Raw genomic sequence first — 17,967 nt, 5'->3', positions numbered from 1 at the left:
AATGTCGATTTAGAGAGCCACAGGCTCCACACAGGAGATACCCGATGAGCAAATTTTTGGACCGGTTTCGCTACTTCAAACAGAAGGGCGAAACTTTTGCCGATGGGCACGGCCAGGTTCTGGAGACCAACCGGGACTGGGAAGATGGTTACCGTCAACGTTGGCAGCATGACAAAGTCGTTCGTTCCACGCACGGTGTGAACTGCACCGGCTCCTGCAGCTGGAAGATCTTCGTTAAAAACGGTCTGGTGACCTGGGAAGTGCAGCAGACCGACTATCCGCGTACACGTCCGGATATGCCGAACCACGAACCGCGCGGCTGTCCGCGTGGCGCCAGCTATTCCTGGTATCTGTACAGCGCCAACCGCCTGAAATACCCGCTGATGCGCAAACGCCTGATGAAAATGTGGCGTGAAGCAAAAATACAGCACAGCGATCCGGTTGATGCCTGGGCCTCAATCATTGAAGACGCAGACAAAGCGAAAAGCTTTAAGCAGGCGCGTGGTCGCGGCGGCTTTGTGCGCTCCTCGTGGAAAGAAGTTAACGAGCTGATTGCCGCTTCTAACGTTTATACCGTTAAAACCTACGGCCCGGACCGTGTGGCAGGCTTCTCACCGATCCCGGCGATGTCGATGGTTTCTTACGCCTCCGGCGCGCGCTACCTGTCGCTGATTGGCGGCACCTGCCTGAGCTTCTACGACTGGTACTGCGACTTACCGCCTGCGTCTCCGCAGACCTGGGGCGAGCAGACCGACGTACCGGAATCTGCCGACTGGTACAACTCCAGCTATATCCTTGCCTGGGGCTCTAACGTGCCGCAGACCCGTACCCCGGACGCCCACTTCTTTACCGAAGTGCGCTACAAAGGCACCAAAACCGTTGCCATTACCCCGGACTACGCCGAGATCGCCAAACTGTGCGACCTGTGGCTGGCACCGAAGCAGGGTACCGATGCCGCGATGGCACTGGCGATGGGCCACGTGATGCTGCGTGAGTTCCACCTCGATAAACCAAGCCAGTATTTCACCGACTACGTGCGCAAATACACCGACATGCCGATGCTGGTGATGCTGGAAGAGCGCGACGGGTACTATGCGGCAGGCCGTATGCTGCGTGCAGCAGACCTGGTGGATGCACTCGGTCAGGAAAACAATCCGGAATGGAAAACCGTCGCTTACAGCAGCAATGGCGAGATGGTGGCCCCGAACGGGTCCATTGGTTTCCGCTGGGGTGAGAAAGGCAAGTGGAACCTCGAGCAACGCGATGCGACGTCAGGCGAAGAAACCGATCTGCGCCTTAGCATGCTGGGTAGCCAGGATGATATCGCTGAAGTCGGCTTCCCGTACTTTGGTGGCGAAGGCACCGAACATTTCAATAAAGTGGAGCTGGAAAACATCCTGCTGCACAAGCTGCCGGTTAAGCGCCTGCAGCTGGCCGACGGTTCTACCGCGCTGGTGACCACCGTTTACGATCTGACCATGGCCAACTACGGTCTGGAACGCGGTCTGAACGATGAAAATTGTGCGACCAACTACGACGAAATCAAAGCCTATACTCCGGCGTGGGCTGAGCAGATCACCGGCGTGCCGCGTGCGCAGATCACCCGTATCGCGCGTGAGTTTGCGGAAAACGCCGACAAAACCCACGGTCGTTCAATGATCATCGTCGGGGCGGGTCTGAACCACTGGTACCACCTCGATATGAACTATCGCGGCCTGATCAACATGCTGGTGTTCTGCGGCTGTATCGGTCAAAGCGGCGGCGGCTGGGCACACTATGTTGGCCAGGAAAAACTGCGTCCGCAGACCGGCTGGCAGCCGCTGGCGTTTGGCCTTGACTGGCAGCGTCCTGCGCGTCACATGAACAGCACCTCCTACTTCTATAACCACTCCAGCCAGTGGCGCTATGAAACCGTTACGGCGCAGGAACTGCTGTCGCCGATGGCGGATAAATCCCGCTACACCGGCCACCTGATTGACTTCAACGTGCGTGCCGAGCGCATGGGCTGGCTGCCGTCTGCGCCGCAGCTGGGCACTAACCCACTGCGTATTGCCGAAGAGGCGAAGAAAGCCGGGATGTCACCGGTGGATTACACCGTTAAATCTCTGAAAGACGGCTCTATCCGCTTTGCGGCCGAGCAGCCTGAAAACGGCAAAAACCACCCGCGCAACCTGTTTATCTGGCGCTCAAACCTGCTGGGTTCATCCGGTAAAGGCCACGAGTACATGCTCAAGTATCTGCTCGGTACCGATCACGGTATTCAGGGTAAAGATCTGGGCAAGCAGGGCGGCGTGAAGCCTGAAGAAGTGGAATGGCAGGATAACGGCCTCGACGGCAAGCTGGATCTGGTAGTGACGCTGGACTTCCGTCTGTCGAGCACCTGTCTCTACTCCGACATCGTGCTGCCAACCGCCACCTGGTATGAAAAAGACGATATGAATACCTCGGATATGCATCCGTTTATTCATCCGCTGTCTGCTGCCGTTGACCCGGCATGGGAATCGAAAAGCGACTGGGAAATCTATAAAGGCATCGCGAAGAAATTCTCCGAAGTGTGCGTCGGTCACCTGGGTGTTGAAACGGATGTGGTTACGCTGCCAATCCAGCACGATTCTGCTGCTGAACTGGCACAGCCGCTGGACGTGAAGGACTGGAAAAAAGGCGAATGCGACCTGATTCCAGGCAAAACCGCCCCGCACATTATCCCGGTTGAACGCGATTATCCGGCAACCTACGAACGCTTTACCTCTATCGGCCCGCTGATGGAAAAAATCGGTAACGGCGGTAAAGGGATTGCCTGGAATACCCAGAGCGAAATGGATCTGCTGCGCAAGCTCAATTACACCAAAGCAGACGGCCCGGCCAAAGGCCAGCCAATGCTGAATACCGCCATTGATGCCGCTGAGATGATCCTGACTCTGGCACCGGAAACGAACGGTCAGGTGGCGGTGAAAGCCTGGGCTGCATTGAGTGAGTTTACCGGTCGTGACCATACGCACCTGGCGCTGAATAAAGAAGACGAAAAAATTCGCTTCCGCGATATTCAGGCCCAGCCGCGCAAGATCATCTCCAGCCCGACCTGGTCCGGCCTCGAAGATGAACATGTGTCCTATAACGCGGGCTACACCAACGTTCACGAGCTGATCCCATGGCGCACCCTGACGGGCCGTCAGTCGCTGTATCAGGATCACCAGTGGATGCGTGATTTTGGTGAAAGCCTGCTGGTCTACCGTCCGCCGATTGATACCCGCTCGGTGAAAGAAGTAATGGGCGAGAAGTCGAATGGCTATCCGGAAAAAGCGTTGAACTTCCTGACGCCGCACCAGAAATGGGGCATTCACTCTACGTACAGCGACAACCTGTTGATGCTGACGCTGGGACGCGGTGGCCCGATTGTCTGGATGAGTGAAGCGGATGCGAAAGATCTGCAGATCGTCGATAACGACTGGATCGAAGTGTTCAACAGCAACGGTGCCCTGACTGCGCGTGCGGTGGTGAGCCAACGTGTACCTGCCGGGATGACGATGATGTACCACGCGCAGGAACGCATCGTGAACCTGCCGGGTTCAGAGATCACCCAGCAGCGCGGCGGTATTCATAACTCGGTGACCCGTATTACGCCGAAGCCGACCCATATGATCGGCGGTTATGCCCAGCTGGCTTACAGCTTTAACTACTACGGCACCGTGGGTTCAAACCGCGATGAGTTTGTGGTGGTACGTAAAATGAAAAATATTGACTGGTTAGACGGCGAAGGAAATGACCAGGTACAGGAGAGCGTAAAATGAAAATTCGTTCACAAGTCGGCATGGTGCTGAATCTGGATAAATGCATTGGCTGTCATACCTGCTCAGTCACCTGTAAAAACGTCTGGACCAGCCGCGAAGGTACCGAGTACGCCTGGTTCAACAACGTTGAAACCAAGCCCGGTACCGGCTTCCCGACCGACTGGGAAAACCAGGAAAAATGGAAGGGCGGTTGGATCCGTAAGATCAACGGCAAAATCCAGCCGCGCATGGGTAACCGGGCGCTGCTGCTGGGTAAAATCTTCGCCAACCCGCACATGCCGGGGATCGATGATTACTACGAACCGTTCGATTTTGACTATCAGAATCTGCATAACGCAGCGGAAGGCAAACATCAGCCTATCGCCCGTCCACGGTCGCTGATCACCGGTCAGCGTATGGCCAAGATCGAGAAAGGCCCGAACTGGGAAGACGATCTGGGCGGCGAGTTTGAGAAGCTGTCGAAAGACAAAAACTTCGAGAACATGCAGAAAGCAATGTACGGCCAGTTTGAGAACACCTTCATGATGTATCTCCCGCGCCTGTGCGAACACTGCCTGAACCCGGCCTGTGTCGCGACCTGCCCGAGCGGAGCCATCTACAAGCGTGAAGAAGACGGTATCGTCCTTATCGACCAGGACAAGTGCCGCGGCTGGCGGATGTGTATTACCGGCTGCCCGTATAAGAAAATCTACTTCAACTGGAAAAGCGGCAAGTCCGAGAAGTGCATCTTCTGTTATCCGCGTATTGAGGCCGGCCAGCCGACCGTGTGTTCAGAAAGCTGCGTAGGCCGTATCCGTTATCTCGGCGTCCTGCTGTATGACGCCGATGCGATTGAGAGCGCGGCAAGCACCGAACACGAAAAAGATCTGTATCAGCGTCAGCTGGACGTGTTCCTCGATCCGAACGATCCAAAAGTGATCGAGCAGGCGCTTGCCGATGGCGTTCCGCAGAGCGTCATCGACGCCGCCCAGCAGTCGCCGGTGTACAAAATGGCGATGGACTGGAAGCTGGCTCTGCCGCTGCACCCGGAATACCGCACCCTGCCAATGGTTTGGTATGTGCCACCTCTGTCACCGATTCAGTCCGCCGCCGATGCGGGCGAACTGGGCGGTAACGGCATTCTGCCAGACGTGGACAGCCTGCGTATCCCGGTTCAGTACCTGGCAAACCTGCTCACCGCAGGCGATACCCAGCCGGTACTGTTGGCACTGAAACGGATGCTGGCGATGCGCCACTTCAAGCGTGCGGAAACCGTTGACGGCGTCATCGACACCCGCGCGCTGGAAGAAGTGGGCCTGAGCGAAGCCCAGGCGCAGGAGATGTACCGTTATCTGGCGATTGCTAACTACGAAGATCGTTTCGTGGTGCCGAGCAGCCACCGTGAACAGGCTCGCGACGCCTTCCCGGAAAAAAGCGGTTGTGGCTTCACCTTTGGCGACGGTTGCCACGGGTCAGACACCAAATTCAACCTGTTCAACAGCCGTCGTATTGATGCGATGGATGTGACCAGCAAAACGGAGCCGCACCAATGATTGAACTCGTCATTGTATCGCGTCTGCTCGAGTACCCTGATGCTGCGCTTGTGCAGCATCAACAGGAACTTTTCGAGGCACTCGCGTCAGCTGAAAACCTGGATAAAGAGGCTGCCCAGACGCTGGGCGTTTTCCTGCGCGACCTGTTAGCGCGCGATCTGCTGGATGCGCAGTCTGACTATAGCCAGCTGTTCGATCGCGGACGTGCCACGTCGCTGCTGCTGTTCGAACACGTTCACGGTGAATCCCGCGACCGTGGTCAGGCGATGGTCGATCTGATGGCGCAGTACGAGCAGCACGGCCTGCAGATCGACAGCCGCGAGCTGCCGGATCATCTGCCGCTGTACCTGGAATATCTGGCGCAGTTGCCAAAAGAAGACGCGATCGGGGGTTTGCAGGATATTGCCCCGATCCTCGCCCTGCTTAGCGCCCGTTTGCAGCAGCGTGAGAGCTGCTATGCGGTGCTGTTCGATCTGCTGGTAAAACTGGCGAACACGGCTATCGACAGTGCAAAAGTGGCAGAAAAAATTGCCGACGAAGCACGCGACGATACCCCGCAGGCGCTGGATGCCGTCTGGGAAGAAGAGCAGGTGAAGTTTATGGCCGACCAGAACTGCGGCGAGTCGGAGATCTCCGCTCATCAGCGCCGTTTTGCCGGCGCCGTTGCCCCGCAATATCTGAATATCTCTAACGGAGGACAGCAATAATGCAATTCCTGAATATGTTCTTCTTTGATATCTACCCGTATATAGCGGGCTCGGTATTCCTCGTGGGCAGCTGGCTGCGCTATGACTACGGCCAGTACACCTGGCGCGCAGGCTCCAGCCAGATGCTGGATCGTAAGGGGATGAACCTGGCGTCAAACCTGTTCCACATCGGGATTTTGGGGATCTTCGCCGGTCACTTCCTCGGGATGCTGACCCCGCACTGGATGTATGAATCCTTCCTGCCGATGGACGTGAAGCAGAAGATGGCGATGATCATGGGCGGCGCCAGCGGCGTGATGTGTCTGGTCGGTGGCCTGCTGTTGCTGAAACGTCGTCTGTTCAGCCCGCGGGTGCGTGCCACCACTACCGGGGCAGATATCCTGATCCTGACCCTGCTGATGGTGCAGTGTGCGCTGGGTCTGCTGACTATTCCGTTCTCCGCTCAGCATATGGACGGCAGCGAAATGCTCAAACTGGTCGGGTGGGCGCAGTCGGTGGTGACCTTCCACGGCGGTGCCTCAGCGCATCTGGACGGCGTGGCGTTTATCTTCCGCGTGCACCTTGTGCTCGGGATGACGCTGTTCCTGCTGTTCCCGTTCTCCCGTCTGGTGCATATCTGGAGCGCGCCGGTCGAGTACCTGACGCGCAAATACCAGATTGTACGTGCACGTCGCTAACTCAGACTTGTTTGATTCCAACCCCGCTTGCGCGGGGTTTTTTTTCGCCCCAACCCAGGTTGTTGCCCGCCGCGGCGAACAGGATCAGCAGGCCGCCCGCAAACTGGGTGGCATTGAGCGAATGACCGAACACCAGGTTATCAACAATCAGCGCAATCACCGGGTAGATAAATGACAGGGAGCCGGTAATGGGCATCGGCAGTTTCTGGATCGCGCTGTAGAGCAGCTGATACATAATACCGGTGTGGACAATGCCCAGCGTCAGCAGGATCGCCCACGGGAAGTCGGTGGAGAAGACCGGCCTGTGTGCCAGCGGCAGCAGCATCACGATCCCGGTCAGCACCTGAATAAAGGCGATGTGCTGGGGTGCCAGGGATTTGAGCTGGCGGGTAATAATGGCGGTCAGCGCATAGAAGAACGCCGCGCCCAGAGCGAGGGCAATGCCCGTCAACCAGCCGGCAGCGTGCCCCTGCGTCAGTTCGCTGGAGAGTAAAATCACTACCCCGGCAAACGCCAGCGCCAGCCAGCCCCATTTCACCAGACTTACGCGCTCCCCGAGCAGCATCCCCATCAGCACCAGCATAAATGGCTGAGTGTTATAGACCACCGTGGAGAGGCCAATAGAGATGCGTTCAAAAGCGGCGAACAGCAGCAGCCAGTTGACGACCAGCGCCACACCGCCCAGTACCGCTAAGGCCAACGTCACACGGGTGAGCGGGCTAAAGGGCTGCTTGCTCAGGCGGATAAAGATAAACAGCGCGATAGCGCCTATCAGACAGCGCCAGAATACGACGTCGGTCACCGGCAGGCCGGAGAGCAAAACAAAGGCCCCAATGGAACCGGAAATCAGCATTGCCAGACACATCTGCCACACGCCTTGTTGAACTTCACGCATCACACACCTCCTGATTAATGCCCTCTATTGTCGAAAAAACGTATCCGGTTTTACAGGGCTGATTTAAGGTAACAGAGATGTTTAGCTTTTATAAATTAGGTGAATGCGATGGATTACCTTATCGATGAGATTGACCGGCAGATTCTGGCCTGTCTGGTGGAAGAGGCGCGGATGTCGCTGAAGGTGCTGAGCAGTCGGGTGGGGCTCACGTCACCCAGTACGGCAGAGCGTTTAAAAAGGCTGGAGGAGCGCGGCGTTATTCAGGGATACAGCGCCCGGGTGAATCTGGCGGCATTAGGTTACACGCTGCAGGCGCTGGTTCGCGTGCGGCCATTGCCGGGTTTATTGCATAAGGTGGATAGCTATATCCAGGCGATGCCAGAGTGTATTGAAAGCGACAAAGTGACCGGCGAGGATTGTTTTGTTATCCGCCTGGTGGTGCGATCTATTGAGCAGTTGGATACGTTGCTGGATGGGTTGGCAGAGCATGCCCAGTGCAATACGTCGATAGTGAAAAGCTCGCCAGTGAAGCGCCGGTTGCCACCGATGTAGTTTTGCCGGGTGGCGGCTTACCGTTTGGTTTTGTAGCCCCGGTAAGCGCAGCGCCACCGCGGAAAACAGGTGTGCGGAAACCGAAGAATTTGGTGAGTCTGGATTTTAGGATTTTGAAGTGATGGTGGTGGGGGAAGGATTCGAACCTTCGAAGTCGATGACGGCAGATTTACAGTCTGCTCCCTTTGGCCGCTCGGGAACCCCACCAGGGGTAATTCACATTTTGAGGTAAAGCTTTGAGATGGTGGTGGGGGAAGGATTCGAACCTTCGAAGTCGATGACGGCAGATTTACAGTCTGCTCCCTTTGGCCGCTCGGGAACCCCACCACGGGGTAATGCATTTACTGGCCTGCTTCCTTGCGGGAAGCGGGGCGCATCATATCAAATGACGCGCCCCTGTAAAGACTTCCTTTGCGAAAATGAATCGTTTGCCTGAATTTCACCCGGAAAGATGTAAAGGTAATCAATTCATTGCGCGAAAGATTAAAGAATAATCGTTCTGTTGCCGTAGACAAATACGCGCTGCGCCAGCACCTGATACAGCGCACGGCTCAGGACGTTCTTCTCAACGTCGCGCCCGGCACGCATCATGTCTTCCGCCGTGTAGGTGTGATCAACGTGAATCACGTCCTGCATGATGATTGGACCTTCATCAAGATTGTCATTCACATAGTGCGCCGTTGCACCGATGATTTTCACTCCGCGCTCGTACGCCTGGTGATAAGGTCGCGCGCCGATAAATGCCGGTAAGAATGAATGGTGAATATTGATGATCTTATTCGGGAAGCGCGAGACAAACGTCGGGGTCAGAACGCGCATGTATTTTGCCAACACCACGTAATCCGGGTTATGGGCTTCGATCGCCTGCGCCATTAAGGTGTCGTGTTCTTCGCGGGTGTGGCCTTCATGGCTGACCAGCTCAAAAGGAATATCGAAACGCTCAACCAGCGTACGCAACGTATCGTGGTTACCAATAACAGCGGCAATATCCACATCCAGGCCGCCATAGTTGGCTTTCATTAATAGGTCGCCCAGGCAGTGCGCCTCTTTGGTCACCAGAATAACCACCCGGCGGCGACCCGCTGGGGTCAATTCACGCACCGATCCTTCCGGTAACGCGCCATCCAGATCGGCCAGCAGCGTCACATCATTGAAAATACCTTCCAGCTCGGTACGCATAAAGAAGCGGCCGGTACGGTGATCAACAAACTCGTTGTTCTGCACGATGTTCAGTTCATGCTTGTAGCAAATATTGGTTATACGGGCGATAAGCCCTTTCTGATCGGGACAAATGGTGCGCAGCACTTTGCGTTGTGTCGATTGCATTGCCGGAAAATCCTGTTAGGTGTTTGCTGGACTGGTGTTTGTCAGGCGCTATTGCCCGCAACACTTTTTAAATTTTTTACCTGAACCGCAGGGGCAGGGGTCATTACGACCAAACTGCGGACGAGTACCGTCAATATAGTACCACTGTCCGCTCTCCTTTAAGAAACGGGAGCGCTCGATAATCGCACCGGCTTTGCCTTGCTCAGTAAAGCGAGCAACAAAGCTGACGAAACCCTCGTTTTCATCGCGGCCGGGGGCGGTTTCATACTGGGTCAATCCGACCCAGGTTGTGTTAGCGAAACCGGATTCGATTTCCTGACGAAAATCAGCGGCGTGACATGACGGGTGCCAGCTCTTAATAAGGTAGTCTGCGTTACGCGTCACAAAAGCAGCGTAGCGGGAACGCATTAGTGATGACGGGTCCGGCACTACCTCTTCACCAGTAAGATATCGCTGACAACATAGGCTATACTCGAGTGCGCTACCGCAGGGACAGAGTTGAGACACGATACTCTTTTCCTGAAACTAAAATGAATGGCGTTGAACGCCGTGGTAGCACCATGTTAACTGAGCAGTTGCAATGACGCTATGTCAGGAATCCAGGGGACGCTAAAAAGGGCTAATGAGAAAGGTTAAAATTGGACTGGCATTGGGTTCAGGTGCAGCCCGAGGCTGGTCGCACATTGGTGTCATTAACGCCTTACAACGTCTTGGTATCGAAATTGATATTGTCGCAGGGTGCTCAATCGGATCGCTGGTGGGGGCTGCCTATTCTTGCGGCAAACTTCCCGAGCTGGAAACCTGGGTACGATCCTTCAGTTACTGGGATGTCCTGCGATTAATGGACTTCTCCTGGCAGCGTGGCGGGCTATTACGCGGTGAGCGCGTATTTAACCGCTTTCGTCAGGTGATGCCCCTGTCCGAATTCTCCAACTGCCAGATGCCCTTTGGCGCCGTAGCCACTAATCTCAGCACCGGCCGTGAGATCTGGTTTACCGAGGGCGATCTCCATCTTGCTGTTCGCGCCTCCTGCAGCATGCCGGGCCTCATGGCGCCGGTTCCCCATAATGGCTACTGGCTGGTGGACGGCGGCGTCGTCAACCCTATTCCCGTCTCACTGACCCGAGCGATGGGCGCCGATATCGTCATCGCTGTCGATTTACAGCACGATGCTCATCTGATGCAGCACGAGCTGATGCCAGTGAATACCCATTCAGAAGATGCCGGGCTTGAGGAACTCGCCTGGCATGAACGTCTGCGTGAGCGGATCAGCCGGGCCACGGCGCGTAAACTGGTCGCTGCACCGACTGCGCTGGAAATTATGACCACCTCGATTCAGGTTCTGGAAAACCGCCTGAAACGCAACCGTATGGCAGGGGACCCGCCGGATATCCTGATCCAACCTTTTTGTCCGCAAATTTCAACGCTTGATTTCCACCGTGCCGAGGCGGCCATAACCGCAGGCGCTCAGGCTGTTGAAAAGAAAATGGATGAATTGTTACCTTTGGTGCGGGCTTCGGCATGAGCACTGTTTTGAAGACTTCAGCAAAATCTGACAGGCGATAGTACCAATAGCATGCCACTATTTATCTACTGTCAGCCCCGGGAGAAACCATGACGCAGCCATTAGCCGGAAAACAAATTTTGATTGTCGAAGACGAGCCTGTTTTCCGCTCCCTACTGGATTCATGGCTTTCGTCGTTGGGTGCAACAACCTCGCTGGCAAATGATGGCATCGACGCGCTTGAAAAATTGGCCAGGATTACACCTGACCTGATGATTTGTGATATTGCGATGCCGCGCATGAATGGCCTTAAGCTGGTGGAGCATCTGCGTAATGCCGGCGATCAAATCCCAATTCTGGTCATATCAGCCACGGAAAATATGGCCGATATCGCCAAAGCGCTGCGCCTGGGCGTGCAGGATGTTCTGCTCAAGCCAGTGAAAGATCTTAATCGCCTGCGTGAAACCGTGCTGGCCTGTCTGTATCCGAATATGTTTAATTCGCGCGTTGAGGAAGAAGAACGTCTGTTTCAGGACTGGGATGCGCTGGTCAATAATCCAGCCGCTGCGGCAAAACTGCTGCAGGAGCTGCAGCCCCCGGTGCAGCAGACCATCTCCGATTGTCGCATTAATTACCGCCAACTGGTGGCGGCGGATCAGTCCGGACTGGTTCTGGATATCGCTCCTTTATCCGATCACGATTTGGCTTTTTATTGTCTGGATGTTACCCGGGCAGGGGATAATGGCGTCCTGGCAGCGTTATTACTGCGCGCGCTATTTAATGGTTTACTCCAGGAACAACTTTCGCATCAGGGCCAGCGTCTTCCGGAGTTAGGCAGTTTGCTCAAACAGGTTAACCAGTTACTGCGGCAGGCCAATTTACCCGGTCAATTTCCGCTGCTGGTGGGTTATTACCACAGTGGCTTAAAGAACCTCGTGTTGGTGTCCGCCGGGCTCAATGCCACCCTTAATACCGGTGAACATCATATACAGGTCAGTAACGGCGTTCCGTTAGGGACGTTAGGAAATACTTATCTCAATCAAATAAGTCACCGCTGCCCCTCATGGCAATGCCAAATTTGGGGGGCCGGCGGGCGGCTGCGCTTAATGTTGTCCACGGAATAATCAGTTGGAATTTAAACGGTAGATAGCTTTACCTTCGTTTCAAAGGCGGTGCTACTATCACTGCCAGTTTCAGTCGTATTTATCCTAATTAAACGGTAGCGCGTCCTTTTCAGACCCGGACTTCATCCTGAGACTGATATACTAAACGCGTTATTAATGCAGACTAAAGTTCAAAACGTGAACAGTTCAGGAGAGTTTCAATGGCTGCCCTAAATTCGAAAGTGACAAAGGCCGTTATCCCGGTAGCAGGATTGGGAACCAGGATGTTGCCCGCAACCAAGGCTATTCCTAAAGAGATGCTGCCGCTCGTTGATAAGCCATTAATCCAGTATGTGGTCAACGAATGTATTGCTGCTGGCATTACTGAAATTGTGCTGGTAACGCATTCATCCAAAAACTCTATCGAAAACCATTTCGATACCAGTTTCGAACTGGAAGCCATGCTGGAAAAACGCGTAAAGCGTCAACTTCTGCAGGAAGTGCAATCTATTTGCCCACCGCACGTGACTATTATGCAAGTTCGTCAGGGTCTGGCAAAAGGCCTGGGCCATGCAGTACTGTGTGCGCATCCGGTTGTGGGTAATGAGCCCGTCGCGGTTATTTTACCAGACGTTATTCTCGACGAATTTGAATCAGATTTGTCCCAGGATAACCTGGCCGATATGATTAAGCGCTTCGATGATACCGGCAGCAGCCAGATTATGGTTGAACCTGTAGACGACGTGACGGCGTATGGCGTGGTCGATTGCAAAGGTGTCGGCATGAACCCGGGTGACAGCGTGCCAATGGTTGGCGTGGTTGAGAAGCCTAAAGCCGACGTAGCGCCGTCTAATCTGGCCGTAGTAGGGCGCTATGTCCTGAGCGCAGAGATTTGGCAACTGCTGGCGAAAACCCCTCCAGGTGCTGGCGATGAAATCCAGTTGACCGATGCTATCGACATGCTGATCGAAAAAGAGACCGTTGAAGCCTACCATATGAAAGGTAAGAGCCATGACTGCGGTAATAAACTCGGTTACATGCGGGCATTCGTTGAATACGGTATTCGCCACCAGTCTCTGGGTGAAGAATTTAAAGGCTGGCTGAAAGAGACGCTGGGCATTAAAAACTAATCGTCTGTTCTGGTGTTAAACGAAACCGGTGAAGCCTTGCGACACCGGTTTTTTTATGGCGCTTGAACGACGCCGCGCGGTGAAGGAGAGACCGCAGGGGCGGGAGGTAATATGACACGATGTAACGGAATGTCACACTGCATAAAATACAGGCATAAAAAATCCCGCATTAAGCGGGATTTTTAAGTAACTGTTCTGACTTATTCCTGGATCAGGAAGTCGTCCAGTTGTTTACCTTGCTCGTCCATCGCTTTTTTGATAACAGCAGGTGTACGACCCTGGCCGGTCCAGGTTTTAGATTCGCCGTTCTCGTCGATGTAGCTATATTTAGCCGGGCGCGCAGCGCGTTTAGCTTTAGCACCTGTTTTAGCGGCAGCCATGCTGTTCAGCAATTCGTTAGGATCAATACCATCAGCGATCAGCATTTCACGATATTGCTGCAGTTTACGCGTACGCTCTTCAACTTCAGCAGCAGCGGCGTTATCTTCTTCACGGCGCTCATTTACAACGACTTCTAATTTTTCCAGCATTTCTTCAAGCGTTTCGAGAGTACATTCTCTTGCCTGGGCACGAAGAGTACGGATGTTGTTCAGAATTTTAAGTGCTTCGCTCATTGTAGTAATCTCAAACTTATATAGTGGGGTTTGTTGAGGTAATAATAGAGGCTTAAATTGATATGTGCAATAGGTCAGAATGTAAGGAATTCAAAAATTCCTTAATATCTGGCGCTATTATTAATATCACTAACTTAAATTCAAGCAGGATAAAGCACATTTTGTTATCAACAGCCGCGTTGTAAACCGGCCGGTGAACTCAATTTTTAGGACAATTTTCTCGCGTGATATAGTTGCTAAGGATAAATATCAACCTTTTGTATTAGGCTGCTATACGGGTTTATCAGTCGAAATTGTTAATTAATATTGAATCATTTCGGGGGTTCTCTTCCCGTTAAAAAAACAGATTTTTCCTCAACTTACCGCGCTTATAACGTCATCCTGTTTCACTTTTCTGATGTGATTCATCACTGTCGAAGCTATATCCCGGCGGGGCTTGCCGGTACTGTAACGGCCGTACAGTGCGCGGTAGCGCAGAAGACCAGACAAAATATGGTACAATCCCGCATCGGGAATAATACACATTGATTAGGGTTTTACGGCCAATGGCACAACTTTATTTCTACTATTCAGCAATGAACGCCGGAAAGTCGACTGCACTGCTGCAATCGTCTTACAATTATCAGGAACGGGGTATGCGCACCGCGGTCTACACTGCTGAAATTGACGACCGTTTTGGCGCAGGGAAAGTGAGTTCACGAATTGGTCTCTCGTCACCGGCAAAACTATTTAATCCGCAGACTAACCTGTTGGACGAAATTCGTGCCGATGTGGCTGCCGGAGAGGTGCATTGTGTGTTGGTGGATGAATGCCAGTTTTTGACGCGTCAACAGGTGCATGAGCTTTCCGACGTGGTTGATGAACTGGATATTCCAGTGCTCTGCTATGGTCTGCGTACCGATTTTCGCGGTGAGTTATTTACAGGTAGCCAGTATTTGCTTGCCTGGTCGGACAAACTGGTGGAATTGAAAACCATCTGCTTCTGCGGGCGCAAGGCGAGTATGGTGCTGCGTCTCGATCATGCCGGTAAACCGTATGCCGAAGGCGAACAGGTTGTGATTGGCGGTAATGAACGCTATGTGTCGGTCTGTCGTCGGCATTATAAAGAAGCGTTGCTTGTCGGCTCGCTTACCGCCATTCAGGAAGTGTATCGCCGCTAGCGACGCTATTTCATTGGCGCATGTCCTCACTGTGCTACAGACATAAAAAAACCCGCCGAGGCGGGTTTTTTATTACGCAGTCAATTACGCGTTTTTCTTCGCTTTCTTGTCCACTTTTACGGCTGCTTCTACCGCAGCAGGAGCGGCTTCAGCTTCAGAGTACTCACGTCCGTAGAAGGTATCCAGCAGGATCTGTTTCAGCTCAGCAATCAGTGGGTAGCGTGGGTTCGCACCAGTACACTGGTCATCGAAGGCATCTTCAGACAGCTTATCAACGTGAGCCAGGAAGTCAGCTTCCTGAACACCGGCTTCGCGGATAGATTTAGGAATACCCAGCTCAGCTTTAATGCTGTCCAGCCATGCTAGCAGTTTCTCGATTTTCGCAGCTGTGCGGTCACCTGGAGCACTCAGGCCCAGATGGTCAGCGATTTCAGCATAACGACGACGAGCCTGTGGACGGTCATACTGGCTGAATGCAGTCTGCTTAGTCGGGTTATCGTTGGCGTTATAACGAATAACGTTCGAAATCAGCAGGGCGTTCGCCAGACCGTGAGGAATGTGGAACTGAGAGCCCAGTTTGTGCGCCATTGAGTGACACACACCCAGGAAGGCGTTCGCAAACGCGATACCTGCGATGGTCGCGGCATTGTGTACGCGCTCACGGGCAACCGGGTTTTTAGAACCTTCGTTGTAAGATGCTGGCAGGTTTTCTTTCAGCAGTTTCAGCGCTTGCAGCGCCTGGCCGTCAGAGAATTCAGATGCCAGTACAGAAACATAAGCTTCCAGGGCGTGCGTTACCGCATCCAGACCACCGAATGCACACAGTGATTTCGGCATGTCCATAACCAGGTTGGCATCAACAATCGCCATGTCCGGGGTCAGCGCGTAATCTGCCAGTGGGTATTTCTGACCGGTTGCATCGTCGGTCACAACCGCAAACGGAGTCACTTCAGAACCGGTACCGGAAGTGGTGGTGATGGCGATCATTTTCGCTTTCACGCCCATTTTCGGGAACTTGTAGATACGTTTACGGATATCCATAAAGCGCAGCGCCAGTTCTTCGAAGTGCGTTTCTGGGTGTTCGTACATCACCCACATGATTTTGGCTGCATCCATTGGGGAGCCGCCGCCCAGCGCGATGATGACGTCTGGTTTGAAGGAATTCGCCAGCTCTGCACCTTTGCGAACAACGCTCAGGGTTGGGTCAGCTTCAACTTCGAAGAACACGTCAACTTCTACGCCAGCCGCTTTCAGAACAGAGGTGATCTGGTCTGCGTAGCCGTTGTTGAACAGGAAACGGTCGGTCACGATGAGCGCACGTTTGTGGCCATCAGTAATCACTTCATCCAGCGCGATTGGCAGAGAGCCACGACGGAAGTAGATAGATTTCGGAAGTTTGTGCCACAACATGTTCTCAGCTCGCTTAGCAACGGTTTTCTTGTTGATCAGGTGCTTAGGACCAACGTTTTCAGAGATGGAGTTACCACCCCATGAACCACAACCCAGAGTCAGGGAAGGCGCGAGTTTAAAGTTATACAGGTCACCGATACCACCCTGAGACGCCGGGGTGTTGATCAGGATACGTGCCGTTTTCATCATCTGACCGAAGTGCGCAACACGCTCTGGCTGGTTGTCCTGGTCGGTGTACAGGCAAGAGGTATGACCGATACCGCCCATTGCAACCAGTTTCTCCGCTTTGATAACCGCGTCGTCAAAGTCTTTTGCACGATACATTGCCAGAGTTGGAGACAGTTTTTCGTGAGCAAACGGCTCGCTTTCGTCAACGAGTTTCACTTCACCAATCAGGATCTTAGTGCTAGTCGGGACGGTGAAACCGGCCAGTTCAGCAATTTTATACGCTGGCTGACCCACGATAGCGGCGTTCAGCGCGCCATTTTTCAGGATGATGTCCTGAACGGCTTTCAGCTCTTTGCCCTGCAGCATGTAGCCGCCGTGGCTGGCGAAACGTTCGCGAACCGCATCGTATACAGAATCAACAACCACAACGGACTGCTCGGAAGCACAAATTACGCCGTTATCGAAGGTTTTTGACATCAGAACAGAGGCAACGGCACGTTTGATATCGGCGGTTTCGTCGATAACAACCGGGGTGTTACCTGCACCTACGCCGATAGCCGGTTTACCGGAGCTATACGCCGCTTTAACCATGCCTGGACCGCCGGTCGCGAGGATCAGGTTAATGTCAGGGTGGTGCATCAGTGCGTTAGACAGTTCCACGGAAGGTTGATCGATCCAGCCGATCAGATCTTTTGGTGCGCCGGCCGCGATAGCTGCCTGCAGAACGATGTCTGCCGCTTTGTTGGTTGCATCTTTAGCACGCGGGTGTGGAGAGAAAATGATTGCGTTGCGGGTCTTCAGGCTGATCAGAGATTTGAAGATCGCAGTAGACGTTGGGTTGGTGGTCGGTACGATACCGCAGATAATGCCGATAGGCTCTGCAATAGTGATAGTACCAAACGTGTGATCTTCAGACAGAACGCCACACGTCTTCTCATCTTTATAGGCGTTGTAGATATACTCAGAAGCAAAGTGGTTTTTGATCACTTTATCTTCAATGATACCCATGCCGGATTCGGCAACAGCCATTTTAGCGAGAGGGATACGAGCATCTGCAGCGGCCAGTGCGGCGGCGCGGAAGATTTTATCAACCTGTTCTTGGGTGAAATTGGCATATTCACGCTGGGCTTTTTTTACGCGCTCTACAAGTGCGTTAAGTTCAGCGACATTAGTAACAGCCATAATGCTCTCCTGGATAATGTTAAACTCTTTTAGTAAATCAACTGCACGATACGGAAACAGTCAGTATAGTCAGCGCCATTGCCACTTGCGTAACTAACATTAAAACAAGGTGTTAACGTAAAATCGCCCCCCTGATTTACTAAAAGAGCCTCCCATCAGAATCCTACCTTCAGAAACTGAATCTCCGTGGTGGCGTAATCAAGATTACTCACTTCTGAG

14 protein-coding genes and 2 tRNA genes are annotated in these 17,967 nt (G+C 53.4%); 9 read left to right on the top strand and 7 right to left on the bottom strand.

What is annotated here, in order from left to right; all coding sequences use genetic code 11:
• Nucleotides 1–44: 44 nt before the first annotated feature.
• From M8013_RS09475 to narI, 4 genes are read left to right on the top strand one after another with little or no spacing between them, the layout of a single operon-like run.
• Entirely contained in the window at nt 45–3,788 is a 3,744-nt protein-coding gene (locus tag M8013_RS09475) for a nitrate reductase subunit alpha (protein ID WP_271267548.1), read from the top strand.
• Complete coding sequence (gene narH, locus M8013_RS09470; protein ID WP_271267547.1) at nt 3,785–5,320, top strand: nitrate reductase subunit beta; 1,536 nt, start codon at nt 3,785–3,787, stop codon at nt 5,318–5,320. The genes M8013_RS09475 and narH overlap by 4 nt, the downstream gene beginning before the upstream one ends.
• Nucleotides 5,317–6,027: a nitrate reductase molybdenum cofactor assembly chaperone gene (gene narJ, locus M8013_RS09465; RefSeq protein ID WP_271267546.1), complete on the top strand. Its 711-nt coding sequence runs from the start codon at nt 5,317–5,319 to the stop codon at nt 6,025–6,027. The genes narH and narJ overlap by 4 nt, the downstream gene beginning before the upstream one ends.
• The gene (narI, locus tag M8013_RS09460) at nt 6,027–6,704 is read left to right on the top strand and encodes a respiratory nitrate reductase subunit gamma (RefSeq protein WP_271267545.1); all 678 of its coding nucleotides are present in this window, start codon (nt 6,027–6,029) and stop codon (nt 6,702–6,704) included. The genes narJ and narI overlap by 1 nt, the downstream gene beginning before the upstream one ends.
• A 1-nt stretch (nt 6,705) precedes the next feature.
• On the opposite strand, the gene M8013_RS09455 is transcribed toward narI, so the two are convergent.
• Nucleotides 6,706–7,599, bottom strand: coding sequence for a DMT family transporter (locus tag M8013_RS09455; RefSeq protein ID WP_271267544.1), 894 nt, complete (start codon nt 7,597–7,599; stop codon nt 6,706–6,708).
• Between the two features lie 108 nt (nt 7,600–7,707).
• Here M8013_RS09455 and M8013_RS09450 point away from each other — a divergent pair, with 108 nt between their 5' ends.
• Entirely contained in the window at nt 7,708–8,151 is a 444-nt protein-coding gene (locus M8013_RS09450; RefSeq protein ID WP_271267543.1) for an Lrp/AsnC family transcriptional regulator, read from the top strand.
• 122 nt (nt 8,152–8,273) lie between these two features.
• Here the strand turns inward: M8013_RS09450 and M8013_RS09445 are convergent.
• From M8013_RS09445 to M8013_RS09430, 4 genes are all read right to left on the bottom strand, one after another.
• Nucleotides 8,274–8,358, bottom strand: a tRNA-Tyr gene (locus M8013_RS09445).
• Nucleotides 8,359–8,393: 35 nt separating this feature from the next.
• Nucleotides 8,394–8,478, bottom strand: a tRNA-Tyr gene (locus tag M8013_RS09440).
• A 156-nt stretch (nt 8,479–8,634) separates the two neighbouring features.
• A complete protein-coding gene (gene purU / locus M8013_RS09435; RefSeq protein ID WP_271267542.1) occupies nt 8,635–9,477 on the bottom strand; it encodes a formyltetrahydrofolate deformylase in 843 nt (280 codons plus the stop codon).
• Nucleotides 9,478–9,525: 48 nt separating this feature from the next.
• Entirely contained in the window at nt 9,526–9,984 is a 459-nt protein-coding gene (locus M8013_RS09430; protein ID WP_271267541.1) for a YchJ family protein, read from the bottom strand.
• Nucleotides 9,985–10,099: 115 nt separating this feature from the next.
• Between M8013_RS09430 and rssA the strand changes: the two genes are divergently transcribed.
• The 3 genes from rssA (at nt 10,100) to galU (ending at nt 13,214) form a co-directional block, all read left to right on the top strand.
• On the top strand, nt 10,100–11,002 hold the full coding sequence (gene rssA, locus M8013_RS09425; RefSeq protein ID WP_271267540.1) for a patatin-like phospholipase RssA: 903 nt from the start codon (nt 10,100–10,102) through the stop codon (nt 11,000–11,002).
• 89 nt (nt 11,003–11,091) lie between these two features.
• Nucleotides 11,092–12,105, top strand: coding sequence for a two-component system response regulator RssB (gene rssB, locus M8013_RS09420; RefSeq protein WP_271267539.1), 1,014 nt, complete (start codon nt 11,092–11,094; stop codon nt 12,103–12,105).
• Between the two features lie 200 nt (nt 12,106–12,305).
• On the top strand, nt 12,306–13,214 hold the full coding sequence (galU, locus tag M8013_RS09415; protein ID WP_271267538.1) for a UTP--glucose-1-phosphate uridylyltransferase GalU: 909 nt from the start codon (nt 12,306–12,308) through the stop codon (nt 13,212–13,214).
• Nucleotides 13,215–13,414: 200 nt separating this feature from the next.
• On the opposite strand, the gene hns is transcribed toward galU, so the two are convergent.
• Nucleotides 13,415–13,828: a histone-like nucleoid-structuring protein H-NS gene (hns, locus tag M8013_RS09410; RefSeq protein ID WP_271267537.1), complete on the bottom strand. Its 414-nt coding sequence runs from the start codon at nt 13,826–13,828 to the stop codon at nt 13,415–13,417.
• 545 nt (nt 13,829–14,373) lie between these two features.
• Between hns and tdk the strand changes: the two genes are divergently transcribed.
• Nucleotides 14,374–14,988, top strand: coding sequence for a thymidine kinase (gene tdk / locus M8013_RS09405; RefSeq protein WP_271267536.1), 615 nt, complete (start codon nt 14,374–14,376; stop codon nt 14,986–14,988).
• A gap of 84 nt (nt 14,989–15,072) precedes the next feature.
• Here tdk and adhE read toward each other — a convergent pair whose 3' ends face one another.
• Nucleotides 15,073–17,748, bottom strand: coding sequence for a bifunctional acetaldehyde-CoA/alcohol dehydrogenase (gene adhE / locus M8013_RS09400; RefSeq protein ID WP_271267535.1), 2,676 nt, complete (start codon nt 17,746–17,748; stop codon nt 15,073–15,075).
• Nucleotides 17,749–17,967 lie beyond the last annotated feature (219 nt).

It is taken from the genome of Silvania confinis (genome assembly GCF_025564085.1).
Taxonomy (GTDB): Bacteria; Pseudomonadota; Gammaproteobacteria; order Enterobacterales; family Enterobacteriaceae; genus Enterobacter; species Enterobacter confinis.
The sequence above is the reverse complement of the archived record's forward strand: the minus strand, read 5'-3'. Positions and strand labels throughout refer to the sequence as shown.